The sequence below is a fragment of the Pseudomonas sp. MIACH genome, from assembly GCF_001269925.1.
GTDB lineage: Bacteria > Pseudomonadota > Gammaproteobacteria > Pseudomonadales > Pseudomonadaceae > Aquipseudomonas.
This window is the reverse complement of sequence record NZ_LHVO01000027.1, coordinates 22,307-47,455: the sequence shown is the minus strand read 5'-3', so window position 1 is coordinate 47,455 and position 25,149 is coordinate 22,307. Positions and strand designations below refer to the sequence as shown.

General features: G+C 61.3%; 25 protein-coding genes. 11 read left to right on the top strand and 14 right to left on the bottom strand.

The genetic code is table 11. From position 1 onward, the window contains the following. The first annotated feature begins 33 nt into the window (after positions 1–33). The 3 genes from AD670_RS09620 (at position 34) to AD670_RS09615 (ending at position 2,040) form a co-directional block, all read left to right on the top strand. Entirely contained in the window at positions 34–1,137 is a 1,104-nt protein-coding gene (locus AD670_RS09620) for a PepSY domain-containing protein (protein WP_053131232.1), read from the top strand. Then, positions 1,134–1,304: a hypothetical protein gene (locus tag AD670_RS31650; RefSeq protein ID WP_172681458.1), complete on the top strand. Its 171-nt coding sequence runs from the start codon at positions 1,134–1,136 to the stop codon at positions 1,302–1,304. The genes AD670_RS09620 and AD670_RS31650 overlap by 4 nt, the downstream gene beginning before the upstream one ends. A gap of 106 nt (positions 1,305–1,410) precedes the next feature. Next, on the top strand, positions 1,411–2,040 hold the full coding sequence (locus AD670_RS09615; RefSeq protein ID WP_053131009.1) for a glutathione S-transferase: 630 nt from the start codon (positions 1,411–1,413) through the stop codon (positions 2,038–2,040). A gap of 180 nt (positions 2,041–2,220) precedes the next feature. Here the strand turns inward: AD670_RS09615 and creD are convergent, their stop codons facing one another. Genes creD through AD670_RS09595 form a run of 4 tightly spaced genes read right to left on the bottom strand, consistent with a single transcriptional unit; the run spans position 2,221 to position 6,263 of the window. Beyond that, the gene (gene creD / locus AD670_RS09610; protein ID WP_053131005.1) at positions 2,221–3,594 is read right to left on the bottom strand and encodes a cell envelope integrity protein CreD; all 1,374 of its coding nucleotides are present in this window, start codon (positions 3,592–3,594) and stop codon (positions 2,221–2,223) included. Between the two features lie 51 nt (positions 3,595–3,645). Continuing rightward, complete coding sequence (gene creC, locus AD670_RS09605; protein WP_053131002.1) at positions 3,646–5,085, bottom strand: two-component system sensor histidine kinase CreC; 1,440 nt, start codon at positions 5,083–5,085, stop codon at positions 3,646–3,648. After that, the gene (creB, locus tag AD670_RS09600) at positions 5,085–5,753 is read right to left on the bottom strand and encodes a two-component system response regulator CreB (protein ID WP_027605971.1); all 669 of its coding nucleotides are present in this window, start codon (positions 5,751–5,753) and stop codon (positions 5,085–5,087) included. The genes creC and creB overlap by 1 nt, the downstream gene beginning before the upstream one ends. Before the next feature lie 9 nt (positions 5,754–5,762). Continuing rightward, entirely contained in the window at positions 5,763–6,263 is a 501-nt protein-coding gene (locus tag AD670_RS09595; RefSeq protein WP_053131000.1) for an ATP-dependent zinc protease, read from the bottom strand. A gap of 173 nt (positions 6,264–6,436) precedes the next feature. Between AD670_RS09595 and AD670_RS09590 the strand changes: the two genes are divergently transcribed. Then, entirely contained in the window at positions 6,437–7,324 is an 888-nt protein-coding gene (locus AD670_RS09590) for an acyltransferase (RefSeq protein WP_053130997.1), read from the top strand. On the opposite strand, the gene AD670_RS09585 is transcribed toward AD670_RS09590, so the two are convergent. Beyond that, complete coding sequence (locus AD670_RS09585) at positions 7,321–7,893, bottom strand: DUF2780 domain-containing protein (protein ID WP_053130995.1); 573 nt, start codon at positions 7,891–7,893, stop codon at positions 7,321–7,323. The two genes, AD670_RS09590 and AD670_RS09585, sit on opposite strands and share 4 nt — an antisense overlap. 150 nt (positions 7,894–8,043) lie before the next feature. Between AD670_RS09585 and AD670_RS09580 the strand changes: the two genes are divergently transcribed. The 5 genes from AD670_RS09580 to AD670_RS09560 all read left to right on the top strand — a co-directional run bounded on the left by AD670_RS09580 (position 8,044) and on the right by AD670_RS09560 (position 11,376). Further along, complete coding sequence (locus AD670_RS09580) at positions 8,044–8,670, top strand: sigma-70 family RNA polymerase sigma factor (RefSeq protein WP_053130993.1); 627 nt, start codon at positions 8,044–8,046, stop codon at positions 8,668–8,670. Further along, complete coding sequence (locus tag AD670_RS09575) at positions 8,667–9,344, top strand: anti-sigma factor domain-containing protein (RefSeq protein WP_053130992.1); 678 nt, start codon at positions 8,667–8,669, stop codon at positions 9,342–9,344. The genes AD670_RS09580 and AD670_RS09575 overlap by 4 nt, the downstream gene beginning before the upstream one ends. A gap of 135 nt (positions 9,345–9,479) precedes the next feature. Continuing rightward, positions 9,480–9,893, top strand: a complete 414-nt coding sequence (locus AD670_RS09570) for a DUF3757 domain-containing protein (protein WP_053130989.1) — start codon at positions 9,480–9,482, stop codon at positions 9,891–9,893. Positions 9,894–10,041: 148 nt separating this feature from the next. After that, positions 10,042–11,016, top strand: a complete 975-nt coding sequence (locus AD670_RS09565) for a hypothetical protein (RefSeq protein ID WP_053130987.1) — start codon at positions 10,042–10,044, stop codon at positions 11,014–11,016. Next, positions 11,017–11,376, top strand: a complete 360-nt coding sequence (locus AD670_RS09560) for a hypothetical protein (RefSeq protein WP_053130985.1) — start codon at positions 11,017–11,019, stop codon at positions 11,374–11,376. Between the two features lie 42 nt (positions 11,377–11,418). On the opposite strand, the gene fdhA is transcribed toward AD670_RS09560, so the two are convergent. From fdhA to AD670_RS09520, 8 genes are all read right to left on the bottom strand, one after another. Further along, positions 11,419–12,618, bottom strand: coding sequence for a formaldehyde dehydrogenase, glutathione-independent (gene fdhA / locus AD670_RS09555; protein ID WP_053130983.1), 1,200 nt, complete (start codon positions 12,616–12,618; stop codon positions 11,419–11,421). A gap of 120 nt (positions 12,619–12,738) precedes the next feature. Continuing rightward, positions 12,739–13,596 carry a formyltetrahydrofolate deformylase gene (purU, locus tag AD670_RS09550; protein ID WP_005792124.1) on the bottom strand — a complete coding sequence of 286 codons (858 nt, stop codon included), beginning with the start codon at positions 13,594–13,596 and terminating at the stop codon, positions 12,739–12,741. Positions 13,597–13,764: 168 nt separating this feature from the next. Further along, entirely contained in the window at positions 13,765–14,397 is a 633-nt protein-coding gene (locus AD670_RS09545; protein WP_053130981.1) for a sarcosine oxidase subunit gamma, read from the bottom strand. 78 nt (positions 14,398–14,475) lie between these two features. Beyond that, positions 14,476–17,493, bottom strand: coding sequence for a sarcosine oxidase subunit alpha (locus tag AD670_RS09540; RefSeq protein ID WP_053130979.1), 3,018 nt, complete (start codon positions 17,491–17,493; stop codon positions 14,476–14,478). After that, the gene (locus AD670_RS09535; RefSeq protein WP_003194855.1) at positions 17,490–17,792 is read right to left on the bottom strand and encodes a sarcosine oxidase subunit delta; all 303 of its coding nucleotides are present in this window, start codon (positions 17,790–17,792) and stop codon (positions 17,490–17,492) included. Before AD670_RS09535 ends, AD670_RS09540 begins: the two co-directional genes overlap by 4 nt. A 15-nt stretch (positions 17,793–17,807) precedes the next feature. Next, positions 17,808–19,058, bottom strand: coding sequence for a sarcosine oxidase subunit beta (locus AD670_RS09530; protein ID WP_010207084.1), 1,251 nt, complete (start codon positions 19,056–19,058; stop codon positions 17,808–17,810). 22 nt (positions 19,059–19,080) lie between these two features. Then, entirely contained in the window at positions 19,081–20,334 is a 1,254-nt protein-coding gene (gene glyA, locus AD670_RS09525) for a serine hydroxymethyltransferase (RefSeq protein WP_053130977.1), read from the bottom strand. 171 nt (positions 20,335–20,505) lie between these two features. After that, complete coding sequence (locus tag AD670_RS09520; RefSeq protein ID WP_053130975.1) at positions 20,506–21,234, bottom strand: TraX family protein; 729 nt, start codon at positions 21,232–21,234, stop codon at positions 20,506–20,508. A 90-nt stretch (positions 21,235–21,324) separates the two neighbouring features. On the opposite strand from AD670_RS09520, the gene AD670_RS09515 reads away from it, so the two are divergent. Then, positions 21,325–22,365, top strand: coding sequence for a low specificity L-threonine aldolase (locus AD670_RS09515; protein ID WP_053130974.1), 1,041 nt, complete (start codon positions 21,325–21,327; stop codon positions 22,363–22,365). 87 nt (positions 22,366–22,452) lie between these two features. On the opposite strand, the gene gbcB is transcribed toward AD670_RS09515, so the two are convergent. Further along, the gene (gene gbcB, locus AD670_RS09510) at positions 22,453–23,553 is read right to left on the bottom strand and encodes a glycine-betaine demethylase subunit GbcB (RefSeq protein WP_053130972.1); all 1,101 of its coding nucleotides are present in this window, start codon (positions 23,551–23,553) and stop codon (positions 22,453–22,455) included. Positions 23,554–23,836: 283 nt separating this feature from the next. On the opposite strand from gbcB, the gene gbcA reads away from it, so the two are divergent. Then, positions 23,837–25,132 (top strand): glycine-betaine demethylase subunit GbcA, encoded by a 1,296-nt coding sequence (gene gbcA, locus AD670_RS09505; protein WP_053130970.1) that lies wholly within the window; start codon positions 23,837–23,839, stop codon positions 25,130–25,132. Positions 25,133–25,149: the final 17 nt, after the last annotated feature.

Sequence of the window (25,149 nt, the reverse complement as noted above, 5' to 3'; positions counted from 1 at the left end):
CTGAACCGCGGCCCTTTTGCCTTTGGAGCCGTGATGAAAAGCAAAACCATCCGCCGCTGGTCCTTCATCCACACCTGGACCAGCCTGATCTGCACGGTGTTCCTGCTGCTGCTCGCCCTCACCGGCCTGCCGCTGGTGTTTCACCACGAGATCGACCATCTGCTGGGCAACGAGCCCGAACTGGCGCAGATGCCCGTCGATACGCCACGGCTCAACCTCGAGCAACTGGTGGCCAAAGCCCAGGCCCATCGCCCGGGCGAGGCCATGCAATACCTGGCGTGGGATGAGGACGACAAGAACGGCGTGATCGCGATCATGGCCGCCACAGCGGGCACCGAGCCCAACTCGTCCCACACCTTCATGCTCGATGCGCGCACTGGCGACGCGGTCGAGATGCCGTCGGCCAATGGCGGCTTCACCCTGTTCCTGCTGCGCCTGCATGTGGATATGTTCGCCGGCCTGCCGGGCAAGTTGCTGTTGGCGTTCATGGGCATTCTGTTTGTCGTGGCGATTGTCTCGGGAACGGTGCTGTACCTGCCGTTCATGCGCCGCTTGAAGTTCGCCACGGTGCGCAAAGACAAGTCCACGCGCCTGCGCTGGCTCGACCTGCATAACCTGATCGGCGTGGTCACGTTGACCTGGGCACTGGTGGTGGGCGTGACCGGCGTGATCAGCGCCTGTGCCGACCTGATCATCGCCGCCTGGCGCACCGACAGCCTCAGCGCAATGATCGAACCCTACAAAAACGCCCCGCCTCTGACCCAACGCGCACCGGCCAGCGAACTGCTGAACATCGCCGCCAAGGCCGCGCCCGGCATGCAGCCGGACTTTATCGCCTTCCCTGGTACGCGCTTCTCCAGCGAGCACCATTACGCGGTGTTCATGAAAGGCAGCACGCACCTGACCTCGCATCTGCTCACGCCGGTCCTCATCGATGCCAGCACCCTGGCCGTCACCGCCATTGGCGAACGACCGTGGTACATGGACGCCATGGGCATGTCGCAGCCGCTGCACTTTGGTGACTACGGCGGCATGCCGATGAAGATCCTCTGGGCGGCGCTGGATGTGCTGACCATCATCGTACTGGTGAGTGGGATTTACTTGTGGATCGTCCGGCGCAAGGCAGGCAAGGCATGAAGCCAAGGCAGTCGAGTTTCTGGAAGGTGTTTGGCATTCCGCTGGGGATTGGCCTGCTCAGTGCCGTCGGGTTGTTTGCGGCGTTGCTGGGGGATGGCGGGTGGGACTCGCTCAGTTGGGTGGGGTTGGGCATCCCCGCGCTGATCGGCGTATGGGCCCTCCTGTAGGAGCCGGCTTGCCGGCGAAAAACCAGAGAGCACCGCGTCAAAGCAGACGCGCTGCGTTATCGTTAACGTTCTTCGCGAGCAAGCTCGCTCCTACAGAGGAAAGCCCATGTCTGTGCCCAGCATGACCTTGTTCCACAACCCCGCGTCACCGTTCGTGCGTAAAGTCCGCGTGCTGCTGGCTGAAACCGGCCAGCAGGACCGCGTCGCCCTGCACGGCTGCATGCCGACCCCGGTCAACCCGGATGCGCAGCTGGTGCAGGACAACCCCGTGGGCAAGATCCCGGCCCTGCGCCTGGCCGACGGCAGCGTGCTGCACGACAGCCGGGTGATCCTCGACTACTTCGACCACCAGCACGTCGGCAACCCGCTGATCCCCCGCGACGGCTCGGCCCGCTGGCGGCGCCTGACCCTGGCCTCGATGGCCGACGGCATCATGGATGCCGCCGTGCTGGTGCGCTACGAGACCGCCCTGCGCCCGGCGGAAAAACACTGGGCGCCGTGGCTCGATGAGCAGCGCAACAAGATCCGCCGCGCCCTCGCCGAGTTGGAGGAGGACGCCATCGCCGAACTGACCAGCCACTTCGACATCGCTTCGATCAGCGTGGGCTGTGCCCTGGGTTACCTCGACTTCCGTCATCCGGACATGCAATGGCGCTTGGATCATCCCAAGCTGGCCGCCTGGTACGCCGAGGTCAGCCAGCGGCCTTCGATGCTGGAGACCCAGCCGCCCGCCTGACGTTCACACCGACCCAATGTGGGAGCGGGCTTGCCCGCGATCGCGGTATGTCATTCAGCACATCTGTTTCTGAACCACCGCTATCGCGGGCAAGCCCACATTGGACGGTGGTGGTATTGAGGAATGTAACGATCCTTGCGGCTAACTGCGCCCCCACTTGCTGATCCTCGCGCAACCCGATCATTGCACCGCCTCCAGATCAAACTGCAGCGGCTCGGCCGCCTTGCGCTTGCCCACGCCATACCAATCCAGTTTGCGCGTCAGCACCATCACCGTACCCAGCAGCCCAAACAACAGCAGCGAGCCCATCAGCAGTGCGTAGTCCTCGGCACTCAACAGCCCGTACAGCAAGCCATACAGCGCCGCCAACCCCGCCGAAAACCCCAGGCCATGGGTAACGCTGCGCAGCACATGGCACACGTAGAACCCGATCAACAGCACGCAGGCACTCGCCGAAATCAGGTAGGCCAAGGCAAAGCCCAGGTGCTCGGACAACGACAACAGCAGCAGGTAGAAAAACGCCAGGGCAACGCCCACCAACGCGTACTGGACCGGGTGCACCGCCAGGCTCTTGAGCACTTCGAAGAGGAAGAAACCGGCAAAGGTCAGGGCGATAAACAACAGCGCGTATTTGATCGCCCGGTCGCTCTTGAGGTACTGGTCCACCGGGTCGATGAAGTTCACGCCGAAGCTGCGGTTGTTGAAGTCGTTGCAGCCCTGGCCGTCCAGGCAGGTTTGCAGGGCTTGTTCGAGGTTGGTGGAAAAGAATGAGGTCTGCCAGTTGGCCGTGAAACCGTTGTCAGTCACTTCGCGCTGGGCCGGCAGGAAGTTGCCGATAAAGCTGGGGTGCGGCCAGTTGGAGGCCAGGGACACCTGACTGGTCTTGCCTACCGGTACCACTTGCAGTTGCTCGGTGCCTTGCAGGCGCAGATCAAAAGCGAAGTCCACCACAGCCGGTTTTTTGCTGTCCTGCTCTGGCAATGCCACATGCACGCCCTCCCCCAGCCAGTCCACTTGGGAGCCCGGTTCGAACTCCAGGCGCTGGCTGCCCAGCTCCAGCTTCAGCGCATTTTCGATGCCGCGAATATCGCTGATACCCACCGCCAGAAACGCCGGTTCAAAGCGGTAATCGGCAAAGTCTTCGGTGATGCCCAACTGCGCAGGCAGCTCGAAACGCCCGCTGATACGGTTGTCGGCATGGAACAGCCGCGCCTGGTAAATCCCCCGTGCGCGCAGTTCGGTCTGCACCTTGCCGTCGAGCTCAAAACGGTCCGGCAGGAAATACAGACGACCCCGCTCTTCACGGGTGACCTCGTAGCGCTTGTTGAGCTTTTCATTGAGCTTCCACTCACGCACGGTCTTGCGATACGGCACCACCATCACCGGGCCGGTGAGGCGCTGGGCGTAACTGGAACTGCGCGCGATGTCCATCAGGACGCCGTCGCGCAGTTGCTGGCGGTCACTGATGATGCCGTTGATCATCAGCAACGGAATCAGCAACAGCAGGATCAGCAGCGCAATCGCGCCAAGTTTGAAAAGCAGGCTGCGGTTCATGGGTCTCTCCCTGTTTTGATGGGGAGAGTCTGGGCAGCCTGTGTGGGGGATTTATGTGGGCAATGTGGAGACTGTGTGGAGATGCAGCACCACGTGCACGCCGCCCGGCACATTGCCGATCTGCAAGGTGCCGCCGTGCAGCTTCATGACTTCCTCGACAAAATTGAGGCCCAGGCCAGTGCTTTTGCGCCCGCTGCCAGGACGCGGCAAGGAGTAGAAGCGCTCACTGAGACGCGGCAGGGCGTAGTCGGGGATCGGCGCGGCCTGATTGAACAGGCTCACCTGCACGTCGTTGTGCAGCGTCTGTGCGCTGAATCTCAACACGCCACCGGGCGGTGTGAAGTCCAGTGCGTTGTCCAGCACGTTACCCAGGGCCTGGCGCAGCAGAAAGGGTTCGCCAAACACCTTCACATCAGCGGCAATCGTCTGTTCGACGTGCAGCCCAGCACCTTCGATTCGCGCACATTGGGCGTTGAGTACAGCGTCGACCAAGGCCGCCAGCGGGATACTCGCCTGCTCCTCCAAACCTTGGCGTTGCTCGACCTGCGCCAGGTTCAGCAGGCGTTCGATCAACTGCTGCAGGCGTGCACTTTCGCTGTCGATATTGCCGACGAAGCGCTGCTGCTGTTCGCGACTCATCTCGCCCTGCAACAGCTCGGCCGCGCCGCGAATCGCTGCCAGCGGGCTTTTCAATTCATGGGTCAGGGTGTGCACGTAATGTTCGACGTAGGCCTTGCCCTCCAACTGCGTGCGCATGTGCTCGACGGCGGTGGACAGCTGCTTCAGCTCGCCGCCGCGATAATGCGGCAGCTCGGCCCTTCGGCCTTCACTGACGGCTTCGGCGTAGGCGGTCAGGCGACGCAGTGCAACGCTCAGCCACCACGACAGCAACGCACCGAGCAACAGGCCGAGGATGACCAGGCCCGCGCCGTACCACAGCAGGCGGCGTTCAGTGCGGTCGACATACGGCTGCAACGAGCTGTTCGGTTTCGCCACGGTGACCACGCCGATGATCTGCCCGTTATCGCGAATCGGCGCACCGACGTGCATCACCGATGAGGTGGGATCATCCACTGCACTGCGACTGGAACGCGCGCCGTACTCGCCGCGCAGGGTCAGGTAGACGTCGTTCCACTTGGAGTAGTCCTGGCCCACCGCTTCGCCCGTGGAGTCGAGCAACACCGTGCCTTTGGCGTCGGTCACGTAGATACGATGGTTGACCTGGTTTTTCGGCAAGCCCCAGATGGTCGCGCCGGGCTGGCGGTTGCCATAGGCCTTGAGCAATTCGGGCCAGTGGCTCTGGCCGAGGGTGCCGTTCTTCACGTCTTCACGCAGGATTTCGGCCAGCAGGTTGGCAGTGTCCACCAGGGTTTCTTCGGTGGACTGGCGCACGCCGGGGCGGATTTCCTTCATCACGGTGCTGAGCACGAAATAACCGGTGAGGCCGATAAACAGCGCATACACCAGGAAAATCCGCAGCCCCAGGCGCATCAGCTGTTGCTCGGGCTGTAGCTGTAGCCGAGGCCGCGATGGGTCTGGATCGGCTCGGCATCGGCGGCCACGCTGCGTAACTTGCTGCGCAGGCTCTTGATGTGGCTGTCGATATTGCGCTCGTAACCGGCGTCGGCCGCCACGCCCACCGCGTCCAGCAACTGCTCGCGGCTGAACACCCGCTCGGGTTGCTCCAGCAGGCTTTGCAGCAGGCGGAATTCATGCCGGGTCAGGCTCAGGGGTTGGCCGCGATAGCTGATCTGCATGCGCTCCAGATCGACCTGGAACAGCGCCGGCGCCACACCGGGGCCGACGCGCTTGAGGATCGCCCGCACCCGCGCCGCCACTTCCCGTGGGCTGAACGGCTTGACCACATAATCGTCGGCGCCGATCTCCAGCCCCACCACGCGGTCGATCTCGCCATCCCGCGCGCTGAGGAACATCACCGGCACTTCACTGAAACGGCGCAATTGCTTGCAGGTTTCAAAACCGCTGATGTCCGGCAGGCCGATGTCGAGGATGATCAGGTCGGCGGGGGTCTGGCGCTGATGGGCCAACGCCTCCTGGCCGAGGCTCAGCCAGGTGGTGGTAAAGCCCTCGCCTTGCAGGGCGAATATCAGCGTGTCGGCTATCGCCGCTTCGTCTTCGACAATCAGGATGTGGGGCATGGGTTCAAATCAGCAGTCCGGTTTGTCGGCAGTGTAGCGACGGGCCGGGTTTACTGCTGCGCCAAATTCACGCAAGGCCTTGGCGCCGATCAGCAACGGGTAATTGAAGCTGCTGCGGTCGGTGAGGTTGACCTCGACGGTACGCTTGACGTTGCCCAGACACATTTCCAGGTCGATCACCGGGCGCTTGGCCACGGTGGCTTCGTCCTTGTCATCGTCTTCATCGGCGCGGCTCTTGATCTTGCTGATGCGCGACACCTTGTGCTCGTAGACCTTGTTGGTGGCGTCCTTGCCGCCGAGGCGGAAGCGCACCCAGTCGTCACCGTCACGGGTGAAGGTTTCGATGTCACGGGCCGACAGCGAAGCCGTCAGCGCGCCGGTGTCCATCTTGGCCTTGAAGGTTTCGCCGATCTCCGGCAACTGGATGTATTCGTAGCGACCGTAAAGGGTCGGCTCGGCGGCCATGACAGGCAGGGCAGCCAGGGCGAGGGAGGCAAGAAGCAGTTTCACGAAGTGATTTCCTCGGAAAGAAGTAGGCGGATTCTAGACCGCAAAGACAGCACTTAGTTAGTCACACCCACCATAACCGGCACATTGTGAAACATTCGTACGGCCATTTGCGATTTGGCCTCTAGACTCAGCTTGCTTATGATGGCCCGCCCACAAGATTCCAAGAGTTACTTATGCGCCGCCTGCTCACCGGCTGTTTGGTTTCACTGCTGCTGTTGCTCAACACCCTGGTCCTGATCGGACCGCTGCTGTTGTTTGCCCTGCTCAAACTGGTGGCGCCCGGTCGCTATCGGGACTACGCCTCATGGGCGGTGATGTGGATCGCCGAGACCTGGGCCGAGATCGACAAGCTTATTTTCGCCTTGTGCATCCCCACCCAGTGGGACATTCGCGGCGGCGATGAGCTGCGCGGCGACACCAGCTACCTGGTGATCAGCAACCACCAATCCTGGGTGGACATCCCGGCGCTGATCCAGGCCCTCAACCGCCGCACACCGTTCTTCAAATTCTTCCTGAAAAAAGAGCTGATCTGGGTGCCCTTCCTGGGCCTGGCCTGGTGGGCGTTGGATTACCCCTTCATGAAGCGCTACACCAAGGCATTCCTGGCCAAGCATCCTGAGCTGGCAGGGCAGGATTTGAAGATCACCAAGGAGGCGTGCGAGCTGTTCAAGCGCCAGCCGGTGACGGTGGTCAATTACCTGGAAGGTACGCGGTTCAGCGAGGCCAAGCGCAAGCAGCAGGATTCGCCATTCACACGTTTGCTCAAGCCCAAGGCGGGCGGTGTGGCGTTTGTGCTGGCGGCGCTGGGGGAACAGCTGGACGCGGTGCTCGACGTGACCGTGGTCTATCCGCAGCCAAAGATTCCGGGGTTCTGGGATTTGATCAGCGGCGCAGTGCCGAAGGTGATTATTGATATCCAGACCCGTGAGCTGGATCCAGCACTGTGGCAAGGGGATTACGAGAACGATCCAGCGTTTCGCCAGACCGTCCAGAACTGGGTCAACCAGCTCTGGAGTGAAAAGGATGCGCGCATCGAACAATTACGCGCGGAGCGCCCTTAGCTACCGGTGCCCCAGGCCTGGGCCAGTTTACCCAGCAGCGAGCTGTTGGCGCCCTGCCCGCCCAGGTATTGCAGGATCACCGGAGCAAACTGGCTGACCATCCCACTGTCCATGCCCAGTGCGCTGAACGCGGTGTTCAGGTCGTTGGTGTTCTTCACGTTACCCAGCAAGCCGTCCAGGCCGCTGGTCTTGCTGCCGCCGGTCTGGCCGAGCATCCCGCTCAAGGCCCCGAGACTGCCCAATGCGTTGTTGCCCGACAGTTGGTCGAGGCCCGGCACGCTGTTGCCCAGTTGCGAATAGTCGTTGCCGCTCAACTTGTTCTTGGCCAGGCCGAGCATGGCGCCGGTACCGCCTACGGCTTGTTCGGGGGTGATGTTCAGTTGCGAGGTCAGGGCGCTGAGCAGGCCAGCCGTCTCGGACGACGGTGCAGCAGCTGCGGCCTTGTTGTTGCCCCCTTGCATGCCGGAGATGGCATTGGCCGCGTCGCCAAGGCTGAACCCTGCGGCAAATACCGGGGTGGCGGCCAGGCTCATCAGGCAGGAAAGGGCGAAACCGCGTGAAATCTTCATTGAAGCAACCTCTGGATGTAGGGGTAAAAGCAGGCGTTTGACTGACAGTCCCGAAGGAATGTTCCCACCTGAAGAATAGTTCAGAAGCGTCCGCATCCAAATGACTCGCCGCCGCGTATATCCCTTATGCGCCGCCCGGAGTCGGATGGAATGAATGCCCAAGCTGAACTACCCTCTGCCTACCGTGCGCAGTCCCATCGCCCTGCCCCCAGAGCCTGGAGAAGCCCTATTTCCATGTCCGACGCCGACCCGCTGCAGCCTCTGCTGGCCCAATGTGCGCTGGGCGACCGCCTGGCGTTCGAAACCCTCTATCGCACGGTTTCACCCAGGCTGCACGGGGTTGCCTTGCGCTTCATGGGCCGCCAGGACCTGGCCGAAGAGGTGCTGCAGGAAGCCTTTGTGCGCATCTGGTACAACGCCTCGCGCTACGAATCGCACCTGGCCGCGCCGATGACCTGGATGGTGAACATCACCCGCAACCTGGCCATCGACCAATTGCGCAAACGCCGCGAACAGCCCCTGGCAGACGGCCAACAGGACGCGATGCTCGACGACAGCCCCAGCGCCCACGAGCAACTCGACCGCGAGCGCGAAGCCCGCGCCCTCAACCGTTGCCTGGACACCCTCGACGGCATGCAGCGCCAATCGATCAGCGTGGCGTACTTCCAGGGCCTGTCGTGCTCGGAATTGGCCAACCACATGGCCGCCCCCCTGGGCTCGGTCAAATCCTGGATTCGCCGTGGCCTGGAACGTCTGCGCAGGTGCCTGGAATCATGAACTACCAAACCACTGCCCTGCGCCGCGCGCTCGCCGCCGACTACGCCATCGGGCTGATGCCTGCCACCGCCCGCCGGCGTTTTGATGCGCTGTTATTGGCCGACGCCGCGCTGCGCGTTGAACTCGGTCATTGGCAGGATGCCCTTGCCAGCCTGACCGGTGCCCTTCCCGAACGCCCGGTGCCGGACCACGTATGGGCAGGCATCAAGGCACGCATCGAACCGCAGGTGTTGCATGTGCCGGCGAAGAAACCCTTTTGGATGAACCTGCGGCTGTTGGCGGCGGCGTTCGCGATTGTCATCGCGGTGCTGGCAGGCGTGCTGTACCAGCGCGACCTGGGCGTGGAGTACAACGCCACACTGGTCGCCGCCAACCAACAACCGGCGTTGCAGATCAAGGCGTTTGCCGATCACCTGCAAGTCGAGCCCTTGACCCTGGCCGCCGTAGCCTCGGCCCAGGACCTGGAATTGTGGGCCATTGCGCCCGGTGGCAAACCTATCTCCCTGGGCCTGGTGCCCGCCGCAGGCAAGGGCCGAATCCCACTGAACGAAGCGCAGCGAGCCCTGCTCACCGCACCGCTGACCCTGGCCGTGAGCCTGGAGCCACGCGGCGGCTCGCCCACTGGCCAACCGACCGGGCCGGTGCTGTATCAGGGCGCGCTGGCAACTCGCTGACCCTACAGTGGCAAGAGTGCTCTGAGCACCCTGCTCTTTATCAAGATTGAATCTAAGCCACTGTCATTTCTCACAGTAGATGCCCCTGAAAAACTCCCACAGCATTCAAGCTCCACTGTACTGGGAGTCTCCCTCATGAACCTCAATCGTGCCGTTTGGCTGTGTGCAATGCTCGCTGTTACCGGGAATGCATTGGCACAAACCTCTTCCTGCCCCAAGCCTGCCGACATTAAGCAATACCGGATGGACAAAGGCGGCTATCACTATCTGGCGGATGGTCCCGTGGATCAGAAGTGGATCGGCGAGAACGAGACAGCCGCAGAGTTACGCATGGCAAGCCTGGAATTCACTGCGGCAGACTACAAACCCATGAACGACGAAAGAAACAGCATGCCTGCCGTCATCTGTGATTACGTCGGGGCCGGCTACGACGCCGTGAGGCTGGTCCTGAAACCTGTGCATCAGTTCTCACCAGCGCCCGGCACGTCTTGGAACAACAACTACTGTAAAGCCAATGACAACCTGAGATGCGCGTTCAACCATCAATGAAAGTTGCACGGCGTAAGGGCTGAACTGTAGGCACCAGCCTGAACTGAGGTAGTCCGCTTCTGAAATCCTACCGACTGCCCTGCACGTCTCTTACACCCCTTGTGGCGCCTTCTTATAGTCGTGCGCCACAGTCTTGGAGGTGTACGCGATGCAGGGACCCTACGCATTTATCAATGAACGACCACAGCCTTATCCACTGCTCAAACTCAGCCTTTCGCTCAACCCAAATACCCAAACCAAGTTCGACATCCTCAACCAGCACATTCGCAACACCGTCGTGCTACCTGGACAGTTGGTCATTATCGGGGACAACCGCACCGCTGCTTGTACCGCTGAAGAAGCTCGCTTGATGCAATCGGCCGCCAACATCAAACATGCTCTGTTCGCACATTCCGCCACTGATCAATTCTTGATCAAAAACTACGATCAGTTACAAGCCATCATGTCCCATGCCTCCCTAGGGATCGGCAGCGTGAGCAGTGCCTGGAGCAAGCACCTGACGCAGATCGAGCAGACGCTCAAGGAAATCGACGAGTTGCATAAGCAGTACCTGAGGAACGGTACCGCCAGTGCGAGGAATGAATTTCTGGCCAAGCGCAGAGTGTTGTTTACCAGGCTGGATGGGCAACTGTCAGGACTGGCGCGCTTGGGTACGGGTTTGAAAAACGAAGGTTCGATTAAAAAAATGCTGGGGATTTCCAGTAAGAGTTATTGGCATCATGGGGAAATTCGCGGATATGAAGAGACGGTCAAGCGAGTAGCCAAGGCCTCGGAGATACTGAAAAAAGGCACTTATATTGGGATCGCGCTGGATGTTGGGTCGACAGCATTGGAGATAGCAGAGGCTTGTTCCACAGGACGTGAGCAAGAATGTACACAGGCAAAATATGTTGAAGGATCCAAGCTAGCGCTTGGACTCGGAGGAGCATCCTACGGCGCATCTGCAGGCTTCTATATCGGCATGGGCGCCTGCATGATTATTTTTGGCATCCCTACAGCGGGCACAGGAGCCTTGGCATGTGCAGTCATCGGTACTGCAGCAGGCGGGTTCGTTGGAAGCAAGGTTGGCAGTAAGTTAGGAGAGCACACAGGTGCACTCCTCTACAGGGCGATGGAAAATTAAATGATTCTGGAATATATCGGCATGTGCGCGGGGGGCATCATGCTACTCAGTATCCCAGTGACCTTTTACGTCATGTTTGAGAAGCTCGATACAGCAGAACGCTATCTACAGTGCAGTTCCTTTATTGTTGGGTTCAGACATACCTGCCGTTTTCTTCCTTTCGAAGGAAGACAGTCGCGCCTATTCGCCATGGCCACCGTCATTCTTATCCCGACAGTCATTGAAAGGAGGGGAATGGTACTTGTCGAGGACGTTGAAAAAATCCCCAAAACCCTCAAGTACTGGATGGTCATACCTTCACTCATCGCACTTACGTCATTTACAACAATGGTAATAAGTACGTACTTCGCTTACTTCTAGCTGCAAAAAAAGGCGCCAATGGCGCCTTTTTTAACCTGAGATTTACGCCGCACTAAACAACTTATGCGGATCAATCACAAACTTCTTCGGCACGCCCGCATCGAACTCGCCGTACCCACGCGGTGCGTCATCCAGGCTGATCACCTGCACACCGACGATCTCGGCAATGTTGATACGGTCCCACATGATCGCCTGCATCAGTTGGCGGTTGTACTTCATCACCGGCGTTTGCCCAGTGTGGAAGCTGTGGGATTTGGCCCAGCCCAGGCCGAAGCGGATGCTCAGGCTGCCCATTTTCGCGGCGGCGTCCACAGCACCTGGGTCTTCGGTGACGTACAGGCCGGGGATACCGATCTTGCCCGCTACGCGCACTACACCCATCAGTGAGTTGAGCACCGTGGCCGGGGCTTCGGCCTTGACGCCGTCGTGGCCGTGGCCGCGGGCTTCAAAGCCTACGCAGTCGACGGCGCTGTCCACTTCGGGTTCGCCGAGCAGCGCGGCGATTTGTTCGTGCAGGGGGGTGTCGGTGGACAGGTCGGCAATTTCAAAACCCTGGGCCTTGGCGTGGGCCAGGCGGATCGGGTTGACGTCGCCGATGATCACCACCGCAGCGCCGAGCAGGCGTGCAGACGCCGCCGCCGCCAGGCCGACAGGACCGGCACCGGCGATGTAGACGGTGCTGCCAGGGCCAACGCCGGCAGTGACGGCGCCGTGGTAGCCGGTCGGGAGAATGTCGGAGAGGCAGGTCAGGTCACGGATTTTCTCCATGGCCTTGTCACGGTCCGGCAGTTTCAGCAGGTTGAAGTCGGCGTACGGCACCAGCACGTACTCGGCCTGGCCGCCGGTCCAATCGCCCATGTCGACGTAGCCGTAGGCACCACCGGCACGCGCCGGGTTGACGGTCAGGCACACGCCGGTGTGTTGCTCTTTGCACGAGCGGCAGCGCCCGCAGGCGACGTTGAAGGGTACGGAAACCAGGTCGCCGATTTTCAGGTTTTCGACGTCGCTGCCCTTCTCGATCACTTCACCGGTGATCTCGTGACCGAGCACCAGGCCGGTCTGGGCAGTGGTGCGGCCGCGCACCATGTGTTGGTCGGAGCCGCAGATGTTGGTGGAGACCACGCGCAGGATGACGCCGTGCTCAATCTTCCTGCCACGGGGGTCCTGCATTTTGGGATAGTCGATTTTCTGTACTTCGACCTGGCCGTTGCCGAGATACACGACACCACGATTACCAGACATGCTTTCACCTCGCTGTTGTTTTTATGGAACTGCGTTGCCCTTTTGGGTGGGCAGCGCGTTTAAGTGCTCGGGTACAGATGCTGTTTCTTGTGTTGTTTGTGAGGGCCTCATCGGGGGCAGTCAGAGCACCACAGTCCTATTGGCGTTCAAGAACACCCGCCGCTCAATGTGATACCCCACCGCCCGCGCCAATGTCAGCCCTTCGATGTCCCGCCCCTTGGCAATCAAATCCTCGGGATAGTGACTGTGATCCACCACCTCCACACCCTGGGCGATGATCGGACCTTCATCCAGATCGTTATTGATGTAATGCGCCGTGGCGCCGACCAACTTCACCCCCTTGTTGTACGCCTGGTGATACGGCTTCGCGCCCTTGAACCCCGGCAGCAACGAGTGGTGGATATTGATGGCCTTGCCGTCCAGCTTGCGGCACAACTCCGGCGACAGCACTTGCATGTAGCGCGCAAGGATCACCAGTTCGGCGCCGGTATCTTCCACCACTTGCCACACCTGACGCTCCTGGGACGGTTTGTCGTTAGGGTCGAGGGGGAAATGGTAGTAGGGAATTTGATGCCAGTCGGCCAAAGGTTTGAGATCGGGATGGTTGGACACCACCGCGACCACGTCCATGGACAGTTGACCGATACGCTGACGGTACAGCAGGTCGTTGAGGCAGTGATCCGCCTTGGAGACCATGATCACCACTTTTGGCCGGTAGTTCGGCGCCGTCAGCTCGAAGATCATGCCAAAGGCTTCACCGCGCGTGGCTAGGCCATCGCGGAAAGCCTGTTCGTCGAAGCCATCCGGCTGGCGAAATTCCACGCGAATAAAAAACCGACCCGAGAGGCGGTCATCGAACGAATGGTGCTCGGTGACGTAGCAGCCCTGCTCGAACAGGTAGCGGGTGACCGCGTCCACCGTGCCGAGCACGCTGGGGCAGTCGGCGGTCAAAATCCATGTATCGGGTGCGCGGCTCATACTGGAATCCTCAGGCCCTTGTGGCGAGGGGGCTTGTCCCCCGTTGAGCTGCGAAGCAGCTCCAAAACCCGCCACTCGGTTATTGCAGAAAAAATGAGCTGACCTTATTGGGACCGCTGCGCGCTCCAACGAGGGGCAAGCCCCCTCGCCACAAAAGCGCCCACTCGATCAGGCTTGAACGCTCAGGCCAAATTCGGCCGAGGCGTCCTGCAACCACAACCACCAGTAATCCGAGAAGCTGCGACGAATCAGCAGCTCCCAGGTGTCTTCAGCGGTGTGGCGGATCACCAGCTGCGACTTGGCGAACACCGTGCCCACCGCCTTGCCCACCGGGAAGTTGTTGGGGTGTACGTCATAGCTGGTGGACTTCATCAGCACATCGCGCACATTCGGGCCGCTGAGTTCGAGGATCTGCTGACCGCCGCTGACGTTGACGACCTGGATATGCAGGTCACCCAGAGCGGCGCGCAGGTTTTGTTCGGCGGCGAATTCCTCACCGCCTGGCACGATCAGCAGCCACTCATCCGGGCCGAGCCATTGCAGGCTGGTTTCGCCTTTGACGATGACCTGCAGGGCGCCGGGCAGTTCAATGCCCAGGGCCTTGTGCACGCCAGCGGCGAAGGCGGCGTCATGGCCGTCCCCCCGAAGGGTCAGGTGGCCGAGCAGTTTCTTTTCGCGCACGGTCACACCGGCGTTCTTGCGGCCCTTGCCGACCAGGCTGGCGAGGTCGGCATGGTGCAGCGACGACTCGGCCTTGGCGCCGGAGGTGGGGCGTTGTTGGTAAACATTGGCTGCTGTCATAAAGCACCTGTCTTGAATTCTGTGGTGACTGTTCTGGCCTCATCGGGGGCAAGCCCCCAATGCAGGCGCCGCGGTCTATCAGATGTTCTGCCGATCACCCTTAGGATCAAAGAACACCGAAGACACAATCTCCGCTTCGATCACGCTGCCATCCGCCTGGGGCGAGAACACCCGTTCGCCGATGCGCTTCAAGCCGCCCTTCACCACACCCATGGCAAACGAATAGCCCAGGGAGTTATGCGCATAGCTTGAGGTGACGTGACCGACCATCTTCATCGGAATGGTCTGCTTCGGATCGAACACCAGTTGCGCGCCTTCCGGCAGCCACACAGTCGGGTCGATCGGCTTCAAGCCCACCAGTTGCTTGCGCTCTTCACGCACGCAGTCTTCCCGGTTCATGCCGCGCCAGCCGATCCACGAGAATGGTTTGGTGCGGCCTACGCACCAGCCCATGTTCAGGTCGTCCGGGGTCATCGAGCCGTCGGTGTCCTGACCGACGATGATGAAGCCCTTCTCGGCCCGCAGTACGTGCATGGTCTCGGTGCCGTACGGGGTCAGGTTGTACTTCTTGCCGGCCGCGACGATCTGTTCCAGCACGCCCATGGCGTAGTCGGCCTGCACGTTGACTTCGTACGACAGCTCACCGGTAAACGAGATACGGAACACCCGCGCCGGTACACCGCCCACCAGGCCTTCTTTCCAGGTCATGAACGGGAAGCCGTCCTTGTCCAGGTCGATGTCGGTGACTTCGGCCAGCAGCTTGCGGCTGTTGGGACCGGACAGGGTCATGGTCGCCCAATGGTCGGTGACCGAGGTGAAGTACACCTTGAGGTCCGGCCATTCGGTCTGTTGGTAGATTTCCAGCCACTGCAGCACACGGGCGGCGCCGCCGGTGGTGGTGGTCATCAGGAAGTGGTTGTCGGCGAGGCAGGCGGTGACGCCGTCGTCGAAGACCATGCCGTCTTCCTTGCACATCAGGCCGTAGCGCGCCTTGCCCACATCGAGCTTGGTCCAGGCGTTGGTGTAGATGCGGTTGAGGAACTCACGCGCATCCGGGCCCTGGATGTCGATCTTGCCAAGGGTGGACGCATCCAGCAGGCCGACGCTGTCGCGCACGGCCAGGCATTCGCGTTTCACCGCGGCATGCAGGTCTTCACCGTTGCGCGGGAAGTACCACGGGCGTTTCCACTGACCGACGTCTTCAAACTCGGCGCCGTTTTTCACGTGCCAGGCTTGCAGCGCGGTGTAGCGCACCGGCTCGAAGATGTGCCCACAGTGCCGGCCCGCTACCGCGCCGAAGGTTACCGGCGTGTAGTTGGGGCGGAACATGGTGGTGCCCATCTGCGGGATGGTCACGTTCAGCGAGCGCGCGGCAATCGCCAGGCCGTTGACGTTACCGAGCTTGCCCTGGTCGGTGCCGAAGCCCAGTGCGGTGTAGCGTTTGACGTGTTCCACCGACTCGAAACCTTCGCGGGTGGCGAGTTCGATGGCGGCGGCGGTGACGTCGTTTTGCAGGTCGACAAATTGCTTCGGCGCCCGTGCGGTCGCTTTCTCGTGAGGCACTTGGAACAGCGCCAGGGTCGGCTCTTCCAGACGGCTCAAGGCTTTTGGCAGCGTACCTTCCACCGGGGCAAAACCGGCGTCGCTGGCCGCGCGTACGCCGCCTTCAAAACCATCCGCCAGGGAATCACCGAGGCTGTAGACACCGTTGATACCACCGACACACACGCGTTTCTGCGGGGCTTCGCCCGGTACAAAACCGAGGATGTCTTCGCGCCAGGTCGGCTTGCCGCCCAGGTGCGAGGCCAAGTGGACCACCGGGCTGTAGCCGCCGGAACTGGCCACTAGGTCGCAGTCCAGCCACTCGCCAGGGCTGGTGACTTTATGCGCCTTGACGTCGATCGCGGCGATACGCGCAGCGGTCACGCGCTTGGTGCCACGAGCCTCGATCACGGCGCTGCCGGTGAGGATACGAATACCTTTGGCGCGGGCTTCTTCAACCAATGCACCGCGTGGGTTGTGGCGCACATCGGCCACCGCCACGACTTGCAGGCCGGCATCGAGCCAGTCCAGCGCCACGCGGTAAGCGTGGTCGTTGTTGGTCGACAGCACCAGTTTCTTGCCCGGCGCCACGCCGTAGCGGCGCACGTAGGTGGACACTGCACCGGCAAGCATATTTCCCGGCACATCGTTATTGCCGTACACCAGCGGACGCTCGCAAGCACCGGTCGCCAGGACCACACGCTTGGCACGCACACGGTGGATACGCTGACGCACCACGCCAATCGGCGCACGGTCGCCCAGGTGATCGGTGAGGCGCTCGTGAATGGTCAGGAAGTTATGGTCGTGGTAGCCGTTGACGGTAGCGCGGGGCAGCAGCACCACGTCCGGCAGGGATTTCAGTTCGGCGATGACACTCGCGACCCATTCAGTGGCCGGCTTGCCGTCGAGGCTTTCGCGGGAATCAAGCAAGGACCCGCCAAACTCTTCCTGCTCATCGGCAAGGATAACGCGGGCACCGCTGCGTGCGGCAGCCAGTGCCGCAGCGAGGCCGGCAGGGCCTGCGCCGACCACCAGCACGTCGCAGTGACGGTTGAAGTTGTCGTAGGTGTCCGGGTCGTTCTCGGTCGGCGAGCGACCCAGGCCTGCGGCCTTGCGGATGTACTTCTCGTAGGTCATCCAGAACGATTGCGGGTACATGAAGGTTTTGTAGTAGAAACCCGGCGGCATCAGCTTGCCGCCGACCTTGCCGAGGATGCCCATCATGTCGTTGTTGACGCTCGGCCAGCCGTTGGTGCTGGTGGCGACCAGGCCTTGGTACAGCGCCTGTTGCGTGGCGCGCACGTTGGGAATCTGGGTGGCTTCGGTGGCGCCGATCTGCAGCACCGCGTTCGGCTCTTCGGCGCCGGCGGCAAAGATGCCCCGTGGGCGCGAGTACTTGAAGCTGCGGCCGATGATGTCGACGCCGTTGGCCAGCAGGGCTGCGGCCAGGGTGTCGCCCTCGAAGCCTTTGTAGCTCTGGCCGTTGAAGCTGAAGGTCAGGACTTTGTTACGGTCGATGCGGCCACCGTTGGACAGGCGATTGATCTGGCTCATACCTTCTCTCCAGAGGCCTTGGCGGTGAACTGAGGCTTCTCACCGATCTTGTAGGTTTCAAGAATTTCGTAGGTCACTGTGTCGCGGGTCGCGTTGAAATACTGGCGGCAACCGGCGGCGTGAATCCACAGTTCGTGGTGCAGGCCGCGCGGGTTATCGCGGAAGAACATGTAGTCGCCCCACTGCTCGTCGGTGCAGGCATTCGGGTCCAGCGGGCGCGGGATGTGCGCTTGGCCGGACGCGTGGAATTCCTCTTCGGAGCGCAGTTCGCCACAGTGAGGACAGAAGATATGCAACATAGGGAATTTCTCCTGTTAGTGGGCGACGGCCGCAGCGCCGTGTTCGTCGATCAACGCACCGTTGTGGAAACGGTCGATGGAGAAAGGTGCCGCCAACGGGTGCATTTCACCCTTGGCGAGGCTGGCGGCAAATACGTTGCCTGAGCCCGGCGTGGCCTTGAAGCCACCGGTACCCCAACCGCAGTTGAAGAACATGTTCGGCACCGGGGTCTTGGAGATGATCGGGCAGGCGTCCGGCGTGGTGTCGACGATGCCGCCCCACTGACGGTTCATGCGCACCCGCGACAGCACCGGGAACATCTCGACGATGGCCTGGATAGTGTGTTCGATCACCGGGTACGAGCCGCGCTGGCCATAGCCGTTGTAGCCGTCGATACCGGCGCCGATCACCAGGTCGCCCTTGTCGGACTGGCTGATGTAACCGTGCACGGCGTTGGACATGATCACGCTGTCGATAATCGGCTTGATCGGCTCCGACACCAACGCTTGCAGCGGGTGGGATTCGATCGGCAGGCGGAAACCGGCGAGCGAAGCCATGTGCCCGGAGTTACCCGCGGTCACCACACCGACGCGCTTGGCACCGATAAAACCCTTGTTGGTTTCCACACCGATGCACACGCCGTTTTCCTTGCGGAAACCGATCACTTCGGTCTGCTGGATCAAGTCCACGCCGAGTGCGTCGGCGGCACGGGCAAAGCCCCAGGCCACGGCATCGTGACGGGCCACGCCGCCGCGCCGTTGCACGGTGGCACCGAGTACCGGGTAGCGGGTGTTTTTCGAGCAATCCAGGTACGGAATCTCGTCGGCCACTTGCTTGGCATTCAGCAGCTCACCATCCACGCCGTTGAGGCGGTTGGCGCTGACGCGACGCTCGGAATCACGGATGTCCTGCAGGGTGTGGCACAGGTTGTAGACGCCACGCTGGGAGAACATCACGTTGTAGTTGAGGTCCTGGGACAGGCCTTCCCACAGTTTCATCGCGTGTTCGTACAGGTGCGCCGACTCGTCCCAGAGGTAGTTGGAACGCACGATGGTGGTGTTGCGCGCGGTGTTACCGCCGCCCAGCCAGCCTTTCTCGACCACGGCCACGTTGGTGATGCCGTGCTCTTTGGCCAGGTAGTAGGCGGTTGCCAGACCATGCCCGCCGCCGCCGACGATGACCACGTCGTAGACCTTCTTAGGGGTCGGCGTGCGCCACATCTTCTGCCAGTTTTCGTGGTGGCTGAGGGAGTGCTTGAAGAGGCCGAAGCCCGAGTAGCGTTGCATAGTCATTACTCCAAAACCGCGCTCAGCGATAAACCGGGAAATCAGCGCACAGGGCAGACACGTGCTTAGCCACGTTGGCCTCGACGTCGGCGTCGCCGAGGTTGTCGAGGATGTCGCAGATCCAACCGGCCAGCTCGACGCATTGCGGCACTTTGAAACCGCGCGTGGTCACCGCCGGGGTGCCGATGCGCAGGCCCGAGGTCACGAATGGCGACTGCGGGTCATTCGGCACGGCGTTCTTGTTGACGGTGATGTGGGCGCGACCGAGGGCGGCATCCGCCTCTTTGCCGGTGAGGCCCTGACGGATCAGGCTGACCAGGAACAGGTGGTTATCGGTGCCGCCGGACACTACATCGTAGCCGCGTTTGATAAACACGCTGGCCATGGCCTGGGCGTTGTCGATCACCTGCTGCTGGTAGACCTTGAAGCCTGGCTCCTGGGCTTCCTTGAAGCACACGGCCTTGCCGGCGATCACATGCATCAGCGGGCCGCCCTGGGCGCCAGGGAATACGGCGGCGTTGAGTTTCTTTTCAATTTCTTCGTTGGCCTTGGCCAGGATCAAACCGCCACGTGGACCGCGCAGGGTCTTGTGGGTGGTGGTGGTGACCACATCGGCGTACGGCAGCGGGTTCGGGTACAGGCCTGCGGCGACCAGGCCGGCGACGTGGGCCATGTCGACGAACAGCAGCGCGCCTACTTTGTCAGCGATCTGACGGAAGCGTGGGAAATCCAGGGTCTTGGAGTAGGCGGAGAAACCGGCCACGACCATTTTCGGCTTGTGCTCCACGGCCAGGCGCTCGACTTCGTCGTAGTCGATCAGGCCGGTGTCGGTGTTGATGCCGTATTGCACCGCGTTGTACAGCTTGCCCGAGGACGACACCTTGGCGCCGTGGGTCAGGTGACCGCCATGGGCCAGGCTCATGCCGAGGATGGTGTCGCCGGCGTTCAACAGGGCCAGGTACACCGCGCTGTTGGCGGAAGAACCGGAGTGCGGCTGCACGTTGGCGTAATCGGCACCGAACAGTTGCTTGGCGCGCTCGATGGCCAGTGCCTCGACTTTATCCACATGCTCGCAGCCACCGTAGTAGCGCTTGCCCGGGTAGCCTTCGGCGTATTTGTTGGTGAGGCCGCTGCCCTGGGCTTCCATCACACGCTTGCTGGTGTAGTTCTCCGACGCGATCAGCTCGATATGATCTTCCTGACGCTGCTCCTCGGCATTCATGGCCGCCAGCAGTGCGTCGTCATACCCTTGGATCTGGTCTTGTTTGCTGAACATCGCGTCTCTCCCAGCCTTTCGTATTGTTGAGGCCCGTGCAGGGCCCTTTGATGCGATGGTAGGGCTGGCGCAGACAGGCCAAATGCCTACGGACGCCACGCAAAGGTGCGTTTACGACATTGCCGGAACAACACCGAACAAATGTGGGGGCTTGCTCCCGATAGCGGTGTGTCAGGCGATGATGTAGCGCAGGAGTAGCAGCAGGAGGAAGTGCAGCGGATAAAGGGCGTAGGCCCAGCGGCGCATTGCTGGCGGCGAGGTGCTGTGGGCATGTCGCAATAAGACCAGGCCCGCCAATGGCGCAATCAGGCATGCAGCCAACCCCAACAACGCCACCGGCGTGCCGCTATTGAGCAGGACCTGCCATTGGTTGGCGGCCACGCAGACCCATCCTGGCAACACACTGAAATACCAAGGCCGACGAAACACCAGCAGCATCGCCAGTGGCAGCAATACACCAAAGAAACCGAACATTAAGTGAGATGAGAACAAGGCGGCTATCGTGACGGCGATCAACGCCAATCCTCGATCAATAAGCGCCTTCTGCTGCCATCCTCGGGCAACCAGCAGACCCAATGCCAAGGTGGGGAGCACGTTCAACGTATCGGCATCCTCGATAAACAGCCGATACGGCACCTCGCTGATCGCGCTGAACAGCAACAGCCAGCCCAAGTAGCGCCACTGGCCGCTCACCGCCAGGTCTCTGGCCCGGTGCAGGTTCGCCGCAATCGCCAGGCAAAACCACGGGAACGCCAGGCGCCCCGGTACATAGAGGCCATCGAGGCTCAGGCCGACATAACGCAGGTGGTCGAGCACCATGCTCAGCAGCGCCAGCCACTTGAGCAAATCCAAAGCGCCATCACGGACGCGTCCGACAGGTAGGGTTTCAGAACCGTGCATAATTCCCCAGTGACTTTGCATTTACAGTGCGTGCGCACGCCCGACGTTCTTGGTTACAGTGCGCACCAACATCGACCACAGGAATGGGCCATGACCGACAAGAGCCAACAATTCGCCAGTGACAACTATTCGGGTATTTGCCCGGAAGCCTGGGCCGCCATGGAACAAGCCAACCAGGGTCATCAACGCGCCTACGGTGATGATGAATGGACCCACCGCGCCGCCGACGGTTTCCGCAACCTGTTCGAAACCGACTGCGAAGTGTTCTTCGCCTTCAACGGAACGGCCGCCAACTCCCTGGCGCTGTCCTCCTTGTGCCAGAGCTACCATAGCGTGATTTGCTCGGAAACCGCCCACGTCGAGACCGACGAATGCGGCGCGCCGGAGTTTTTCTCCAACGGCTCCAAGCTGCTCACCGCGCGCACCGAGAACGGCAAGCTGACCCCGGAATCGATCCGCGAGATCGCCCTCAAGCGCCAGGACATTCACTACCCCAAACCCCGCGTAGTGACCCTGACCCAAGCCACCGAAGTCGGCAGCGTGTACACCCCGGAAGAAATCCGTGCCATCAGCGCCACCTGCAAGGAGCTGGGGCTGAACCTGCACATGGACGGCGCGCGCTTCTCCAACGCCTGCGCGTTCCTCGACTGCTCCCCGGCCGACCTGACCTGGAAAGCCGGGGTGGACGTGTTGTGCTTTGGCGGCACCAAGAACGGCATGGCCGTGGGTGAAGCGATCCTGTTCTTCAACCACAAGCTGGCCGAAGACTTCGACTACCGCTGCAAACAGGCCGGCCAACTGGCCTCGAAAATGCGCTTCCTCTCCGCCCCGTGGGTGGGCCTGCTGGAAAACGACGCCTGGCTCAAACATGCGCGCCACGCGAACCACTGCGCACAATTGCTCAGCAGCCTGGTGGCGGATATTCCGGGTGTGGAGTTGATGTTTCCGGTGCAGGCAAACGGCGTGTTCCTGCAATTGTCGGAACCGGCGATTGCCGCATTGACCGCCAAGGGCTGGCGCTTCTACACCTTCATCGGCAAAGGTGGTGCGCGGTTCATGTGCGCGTGGGATACCGACGAAGAGCGAGTAAGAGAATTGGCCGCAGACATCCGCGAAGTCATGGGCGCCTGACAATGACTTACTGATGTACATAAAACAAATGTGGGAGGGGGCTTGCCCCCTCCCACATTTGGGATTGTGCTGTGCCTGCTCGAGCAATCAGAACTCGATGCGCACATCGCCCTTCGGCACACTGCAGCACGACAGGATGTAGCCTTCGGCTTCGTCTTCCTCGGTAATCCCGCCGTTGTGGTCCATCTCGACCTCCCCGCCCAGCTTCATCACCTTGCAGGTTCCGCAAATCCCCATGCCACAGGCTTTCGGGATCAACAGCCCAAGCTTGGCGGCCGCCGCGTGGACGGTTTCGCCAGGGGCCACACGGATGCTCTTGCCGGAGGCGATGAACTCCACCTGATGCAGGTCTGCCAGGTCGATCTCCGGTGCATCCGCCGCTTGTTCGGCCTGCTCCACCGCGTCGGCACGGGCTTCCGGTGGCGTGGCGCCGAAGGATTCCTCGTGGTAGCGCGACATCTCGAAACCAGCGACTTCCAGCAGGCGTTTCACCGCGTTCATATACGGCGTAGGGCCGCAGCAGAACACTTCGCGTTCAAGGAAGTCCGGCACCATCAGTTCGAGCATCTTGTGGTTCAGGTAACCGCGATAACCCGCCCAAGGCTCACCCAGGCCGTGCTTCTCGCAGATCAGGTGCAGGCTGAAGTTGTCGATCCGCGACGCCATATGCTCCAGCTCGCGGTGGTAGATGATGTCCTTGGGCGAACGGGCGCTGTGGATAAACGTCATGTCGACGTTGGCGTTGGTGTCGTAGAACCAGCGGGCCATGGACATCACTGGCGTGATACCGACGCCGCCACTGAGGTACAAGACTTTCGGGCTCGGGAAGTCGATGGCATTGAACAGCCCGACCGGCCCGTGCACCGCCAATTCCTGCCCTTCGTGCAGCGTGTCGTGCAGCCAGTTCGACACCTTGCCGCCCGGCACACGCTTGATGGTCACCGAGAAACTGTAGGGCACCGACGGCGAACTGGAAATGGTGTACGAGCGCATGATCGGCTGACCCTCGATCTCCAGCTCCAGGGTGACGAACTGCCCCGGCTTGAAAAAGAACAGGATCGGCTGGTCGGCCATAAAGCAGAAGGTGCGCACGTCCCAGGTTTCCTGGATGACTTTGACGCAACGGACAATGTGCCGACCATTGGCCCAGGTCTGGGTGGTTACCGGATTCAGGAAGTTACTGGACATGCTGTTCTCCACCGCCGAGGCTCGGCCTTATGGTGGCGATTCTGCGTAACGCGAGAACCACCCATTTACCTATCTGCGACATTCACATACTTATCGCGACCAGCCCCCATACCACGGGGGTTGCGCGTCGGGAACAGAGTGGGCCATGTCGCTCATGGATAAGGTTCCGTGCATCAGCAGCCCCACACTCACTCCCAACAACGACGCTTTCTTTACGCCTTGCACTGCAACAACCGTAGCCACTATTCGCCGGCCACACAGAATGGCCATGAGGACACACACGATGGACGTCACCGCAACCTTAAGCTTGGGCGATCCGCTGGAACCCGCACGCAAGGCCACCGCGCAGATGCTGCAAGAGCGCGAGCGCACCTTTTCGCTGCCGCAGCCGTTCTACTCTGATGAGCGGCTGTTTGATATCGACATGCAGGAGATCTTCCAGAAAGAGTGGTTGATCGCCGGCATGACCTGCGAGATCCCCACCAAGGGCAACTACCTGACCCTGCAAGTGGGCAAGAACCCGATCATCGTGATCCGTGGCGCCGAAGGCGTGGTGCATGCGTTCCATAACGTGTGCCGCCACCGTGGCTCGCGCTTGTGCACCAGCGACAAGGGCAAGGTCGCCAAGCTCGTGTGTCACTACCACCAGTGGACCTACGAGCTGGACGGGCGCCTGCTGTTCGCGGGCACCGAGATGGGTGCCGACTTCGACATGAAGCAGTACGGCCTCAAACCGGTGAACGTGAAGACCGCCGGCGGCTACATCTTCATCAGCCTGGCCGAGAACCCGCCGGCCATCGATGACTTCCTGTCGACGTTGAACCACTACATGGAACCCTACGACATGGAAAACACCAAGGTGGCGATCCAGACCACCTTGTTCGAAAAAGCCAACTGGAAGCTGGTGCTGGAAAACAACCGCGAGTGCTACCACTGCAACGCATCGCACCCCGAGTTGTTGAAAACCCTGCTGGAATGGGACGACGTCACCGACCCACGCGCCGACCAGGCCTTTAAAGACCACGTGGCAGCCTCCGCAGCCGCTTGGGACGCCGAGAAGATCCCTTACGCCCACGCCAGCTTCGGCCTGCGTAACCGTATCGTGCGCATGCCGCTGCTCAAGGGCACCGTGTCGATGACCCTGGACGGCAAGCAGGGCTGCGCCAAGCTGATGGGCCGGATCAAGAACCCCGACCTGGGCTCGATGCGCATCCTGCATCTGCCGCATTCGTGGAACCACTGCATGGGCGACCACATCATCGTGTTCACCGTGTGGCCGATCAGCGCCCAGGAAACCATGGTCACCACCAAGTGGATCGTGCACAAGGACGCCGTGGAAGGCGTGGACTACGACGTGGAGCGCATGCGCCAAGTGTGGGACGCCACCAACGACCAGGACCGTCGCCTGGCCGAAGAGAACCAGCGTGGGATCAACTCCACCGCCTACCAGCCTGGCCCGTACTCCAAGACCTATGAGTTCGGCGTGGTGAACTTCGTGGACTGGTACAGCGAACGCATGCTGAACAACCTCGGCGCAGCGCCGGCGCCTTACCTCAAAGGCGTGGCTGCACACGAATAACCGATACCCACCGCTCA